Below are 5640 nucleotides of genomic sequence, written 5' to 3' on the forward strand. Positions count from 1 at the left end.
GGGTTGAGGGGCAGCGCCGAGATCGACAGTTGATCATTCCAATATGAGTCGGATGCCCACTTTTGTGTGACTCAGCTGCCTCATATTGACCCTCTCTGTTCATTGCCCCTGCGGAACAGCGCATAACAACTGCGGAAACCCGAACACTTCTCCACTCAAACCCACACTATCATTGCCCATGGCCAAAGGCGCGCCGGCCGGCCGCATCCGCCCCCGCGAAGCGGCCGGCCGGGCGCCGACAGGGAGGATCGACGATGAGATTCATGTTGACCGACAGAGCGTTGCATCCGCAGGCTGAGCCCGTCGCCGACGGCTTCAGGAAAGGCAGCATGAACCGGCGCGAGTATCTCGCCACCATGGCCGCACTTGGCGTCAGCGCCGCCGGTGCGCTGGCGCTCGGCGGCGTTGCGCCATCGCCGGCCAGGGCGCAGGGGCCGAAGCGCGGCGGCATCTTGCGCGTCGCCATGAACGTCAAAGGCTGGAAGGACCCGCGCACTTTCGACGGCGTCGAGATGTCCAATGTCGCCCGCCAGTGCAACGAATATCTGGTGCGCTGGAACCGCGATTTCACCTTCGAGCCGTGGCTGCTCGAGAGCTGGGAGACCAGCGACGACGCGCGTGTGCTCACGCTGCACATCCGCAAGGGCATCTCCTGGTCGAACGGCGACACCTTCAACGCCGACGATGTCGTCCACAATCTCACGCGCTGGTGCGATGCCGGCGTTGCCGGCAATTCGGTCGCCGAGCGCATGGGGGCGCTGGTCGACGCCGCCACCAAGAAGCCGGTCGACGGCGGCATCGAACGTGTCGACGACTTTACCGTCCGGCTCAATCTGCCGAAGCCCGACATATCGCTGATTGCCGGCATGACCGACTATCCGGCGCTGATCATGCATCGCAGCTACGACGGCGACGGCGATCCGCTGAAGGCGCTGGCGATCACCACCGGACCTTGCGAACTGGTGGCATGGGACGCCGAGGTCGGCGCCGAGGTCCGCCGCAAGGACAAGTCATGGTGGAAAGGCGACTTCTATCTCGACGGCATCCAATGGGTCGACTACGGCTCCGATCCCAATGCGATGTTCTCGGCATTTGAATCGGGCGAGATCGACACCAACCACGAAACCGCCGCCGACACTGTGTCGCAAACGGAGGCAATGGATCTGAGCAATTCGGAACTTGCCACCGGCTCGACCATCGTCGCGCGTTTCAACGTCGGCAATCCGCCCTATGACGACATCAGGGTGCGGCGCGCCGCCCAGCTCGCGGTCGACAATAGCGCAATCCTGAAGATCGGCATGGACGACCGCGGCAAGCCGGCCGAGAACCACCATGTCGGGCCGATGCATGCCGAATACGCCGATATTGGCCCGGCCGTCCGCAATGTCGATCAAGCCAAGGAGTTGCTTGCCGAGGCCGGCAAGTCAGACCACGAATTCGAGCTCATCTCCGTCGATGTCGACTGGCAGAAGAACACCGGCGACGCCATCGCCGCGCAGATGCGCGACGCTGGGCTGAAGGTCAAACGCACCGTGCTGCCGGCGGCGACGTTCTGGAACGACTGGAGCAAATATCCCTTCTCCTGCACCGAGTGGCTCGGCCGGCCGCTGGGCGTCCAGGTGCTGGCGCTGGCCTACAGATCCGGCGCCGCGTGGAACGAGACCGCCTACGCCAATCCGGAGTTCGACATGCTGCTCGACAAGGCGCTGGCCACACCCGACGCCGGCGCCCGCAAGGAGATCATGGCCAAGATTGAACAGAATTTGCGCGACTCCGGCGTCATCATCCAGCCCTACTGGCGCTCGGTCTACCGCACGTTCCGCAAAGGCGTGCATGGCTGCGAGCAGCACCAGTCGCTCGAGCAGCATTTCGAGAAGGTCTGGCTCGACGCGTGATCCTCGTTGCGGGGCACAGGGTAGTCGTTTCAGGTTTGCGCTGCCCCTCACCTGCCGGCAGGCAGGTGAGGGGCAGCGCCGACATCAACAGTCGATCATCCACACGAATTGGGCGCTGTGATTTGTCTGAAGCGATTGCCTTTGTTTGACGGTCCTTAGCCGGCGACGCCAAGCCTTAGTATCTCCTGCCCAAGCCGCACTGTTTCCCGCACCAGCAGGTCCAAATCGGCGCGCCGGGTGCGGTGGTTGTTGATCGCCACCCGCAGGCAATGCTGGCCGTGCACCGTCGTATCCGAAAGAGCTGCGATGCCTTCTTCCTGCAGCCTCAGCATTATTTCGGTGTTGATCGCCTTTTGCCGCTCTCCCGTAATCCCGTCGCCACGATAGCGAAAACAGACGATGTTGATGTTCGGTGGCGCGACCAGTTCCAGCAGCGGCTCGGCCTCGATTAGCGTTCCGAGCGTGTGGCCCTGTGCGATGTTCTGGTCGATCAGGCGGCCGAACTTCTCGATGCCGTGCTCCTTCAGCGCCATCCACACTTTCAGCGCGCGAAAGCCACGTGACGTCTGCAGGGCGTAATCATGCAGCCAGTCTCCGGAGGCGAGGCCGCGCGGCGTCGATTCCAGATATTCCGGCGTGACCGCGAAGGTTTTGCGATGCGCTGAAGCATCCCTCACTAGCGCGCAGCCCACCTCGAACGGCGCATGCAGCCATTTGTGCGGATCGAGCGCGACGGAATCGGCCCATTCGATACCGGCGACGCGATGAGCATTCTCTGGCGCGACGGCGATCAACGCGCCAATGCAGCCGTCGACATGGAACCAGACGTCTTCCTCATGCGCCAGCTTGGCAAGCGCCTGCAGATTGTCGATCGCTCCGGTGTTCACCGTGCCGGCATTGCCGATGATGCACGCCGGCTTGAACCCGGCCGCACGATCTTCGGTGATCGCCGCCCGCAGGGCCTCGATGTCGATCCGCAATCCGGCATCCGTTGGGATGCGCCGCAGCGCTCGGTTGCCAAGGCCGAGCGCCTCCATCGCCTTGCGGTGGCAGGAGTGAAGCTGGTCCGAGCCATAGAAACGCAGCGGCTTTGCGATGGCGGCAACGCCATGCTCGCGCACGTCGATGCCGGCCTTGGCGTTGCGCGCCACCGTCAGGCCGATGATGTTGGCCATCGAGCCGCCGCTGACCAGCGTGCCGCTGGCCGATTGGGGAAAGCCCATCATCTGCTTGCACCAGTTGACGACCTGGCTGTCCATCAGCGCGGCGGCATGGTTGCCGCCGCCGAGGTTTGAGCCCTGGATCGCCGCCAGGAAATCACCGAGCGCCCCGGTGAAATTGCTCGATCCCATATACCAGGACCAGAAGCGCGGATGGATGTTGCCCATCGGATAGACCATCACCTTGTCGGTGACCTCGGCATAGACTTGGGCGAGCGGCTGAGGCGACCGCGGCAGCGGTGCCGCGAAGAATTCCCTCACCTCCGCCGGCATGTCCTGCCACACCGGGCGTTCCCGGACATCGCGCAGATAGTCGACGGCATCGTCGACGATCCGGTGCGACAGCGCCTGCACATCGGCCCAGTCGACCGGGTCGAGCGTTTCTTCGGCAACCATACCGGCAGTGCCGGCGGCCATCAGCATGGCGTCCATCCGCGTCGCTCCCGATTGCAATCATTCGGCCGGGAACTGGCATCCCGGCGTCGAACGCGACAGCGCGATCTCGTCGGCGTCCATCTCGGCTTCGATGCCGTCGAACAGCGGCGTCGTCATGTAGCGTTCGCCGGTGTCGGGAAGCATGCACAGGATCACCGAGCCGGGTGCGGCTTTCTCCGCGATCTGGCGCGCCACAGCAAAAGTCGCCCCGCCGGAGATGCCGGTGAAAATCCCTTCCTTTTGCGCCAGCGCCTTGGCCCATTTGATGCCCTCGGGCCCCGGAACAGGCATCACCTCGTCATAGAGGCTGGCATTGACCGCCTCCTGCAACACGTTGGGAATGAAATCCGGCGTCCAGCCCTGGATCGGGTGCGGCTCGAACGCCGGATGGCTGGCGGCCGGCGCGCCGTCGGCGCCGCGCTCCTGCGCCTTGCCGCTGCCGATGAGCTGGGCGTTGGCGGGTTCGGCCAGCACGATCCGGGTTTCGGGACGCTCACGGCGCAGCACGCGCCCGACACCGACGACGGTGCCGCCGGTTCCGTAGCCGGTGACGAAGCAGTCGAGCCGCGATCCGGCGAAGTCGTTGATGATCTCTCGCGCCGTCGTCGCCTCGTGAATGGCGGCATTGGCCTTGGTCTCGAACTGGCGGGCCAGGAACCAGCCATTGGCCTCGGCGAGTTCCACCGCCTTGTTGTACATGCCAAAACCCTTCTGGGCGCGCGGCGTCAGCACCACCTTGGCTCCCAGCATGCGCATCAGCTTGCGGCGCTCGATGGAGAAACTGTCGGCCATCGTCACCACCAGCGGATAGCCTTTTTGCGCACAGACCATCGCCAGCCCGATGCCGGTGTTGCCACTGGTCGCCTCGACGACCGTCTGGCCCGGCTTCAGGGCGCCGCTGCGCTCGCCCTCCTCGATGATGTTGAGCGCCAGCCGGTCCTTCACCGACGCCGCCGGATTGAAGAACTCCGCCTTCACATAGATCGTCACGTGGTCGGGGCCGAGATTGTTGACCCTGATCACCGGCGTATCGCCGACCGTGTCGACAATGCTGTCGAACAGGCGGCCGCGCCCCGCCGTGGTTCTGATTTTCCGTTGCTGCAACATGTCTGCTCTCCTCTTTTTGTTGTCGTCACGAGCCGGTTACAAACCGGCGGCTTGGGCGGCGAGGTTTCGAGACCTTGCCGCGGTAAGGTGCCTGTGTCGGCAATGCGGCCCGGAAAACGGCAATGCCGACGTCCGGCGCGGAAATTCGTTGCCGGATGCACTCTATCGCTTTCGATGGTAGAACAGAGGACAACTGGCCAGCGTGGGAGCAAGCGTGGAAACGCACGTGGAATCCGCTCGATCGAGCCTGGACGGCGCAACGGCCGGGCTGTCCGTGCGGCTGCTCGGACCGCTGACGGTCATCCGCGACGGCACCACCGTGCAACTGCCGGCATCGCGCAAGTTGCGCGCGCTCTTCGCCTATCTGGCGCTTGCGCCGCATGCCGTCGGCCGCAGCCGTCTGTGCGAGCTGCTGTGGGATGTGCCGAACGATCCGAGGGGAGAGCTTCGCTGGTGCCTCAGTAAGCTCAGGGGCATTCTCGACGAACCGGATCGCCGCAGGATCGAAACGCCTGGCGACACGATCGAGCTTGATCTAAAAGGGGTTTCCGTTGATGCCGTCGACATCGCTTCGGCCGCCGCTGGAGGAATCGAGACGCTCGATCTGCAGCGGCTGCAGGCCCTGTCCGGACTATTCGTCGGCGATTTCCTCGACGGGCTGGAGATCGACCGCAACCCGCATTTCAACGGCTGGCTGATCGCGCAACGCCGCCGCTTCCGCTCGTGGCATGCCGCCATTCTGGAACATCTCGTCAACAAGCTTCCGGCGGATGCCGACGAAATGTCAGCGCATCTGGAAAAGTGGGTGGAACTCGCTCCCTTCGACGGGCGTGCGCATGTGGCTCTTCTGGCAAGGTTGGCGCAGCGCGGCCAGATCGCCGCATGCGAGGAACATCTCGCTTCCGCGGCGAAGCTGTTTGCTTCGGAGGATCTGGATTTTGGACCCGTTCGTGAGGCATGGCGGACGATCCGCAGCGAGCGAC

Annotated in this window: 3 protein-coding genes and 1 pseudogene; 2 read left to right on the forward strand and 2 right to left on the reverse strand. The window is 64.1% G+C overall.

Going from position 1 to position 5640, the window contains the following annotated elements:
* Positions 1-254 precede the first annotated feature (254 nt).
* Positions 255-1895 carry an ABC transporter substrate-binding protein gene (locus EOA86_RS19415; protein ID WP_128343147.1) on the forward strand — a complete coding sequence of 547 codons (1641 nt, stop codon included), beginning with the start codon at positions 255-257 and terminating at the stop codon, positions 1893-1895.
* A gap of 155 nt (positions 1896-2050) precedes the next feature.
* Here EOA86_RS19415 and EOA86_RS19420 read toward each other — a convergent pair whose 3' ends face one another.
* Together EOA86_RS19420 and EOA86_RS19425 are read right to left on the reverse strand one after the other, a co-directional pair.
* Positions 2051-3538, reverse strand: coding sequence for an aspartate aminotransferase family protein (locus EOA86_RS19420; RefSeq protein ID WP_128343150.1), 1488 nt, complete (start codon positions 3536-3538; stop codon positions 2051-2053).
* A gap of 30 nt (positions 3539-3568) precedes the next feature.
* Positions 3569-4657 (reverse strand): pyridoxal-phosphate dependent enzyme, encoded by a 1089-nt coding sequence (locus EOA86_RS19425; RefSeq protein WP_128343149.1) that lies wholly within the window; start codon positions 4655-4657, stop codon positions 3569-3571.
* A gap of 226 nt (positions 4658-4883) precedes the next feature.
* On the opposite strand from EOA86_RS19425, the pseudogene EOA86_RS19430 reads away from it, so the two are divergent.
* Positions 4884-5640 (forward strand): annotated as a pseudogene (locus tag EOA86_RS19430) (BTAD domain-containing putative transcriptional regulator); the annotation flags it as partial.

The organism is Mesorhizobium sp. M5C.F.Ca.IN.020.32.2.1 (assembly GCF_004023105.1).
GTDB classification, from domain to species: Bacteria; Pseudomonadota; Alphaproteobacteria; order Rhizobiales; family Rhizobiaceae; genus Mesorhizobium; species Mesorhizobium wenxiniae.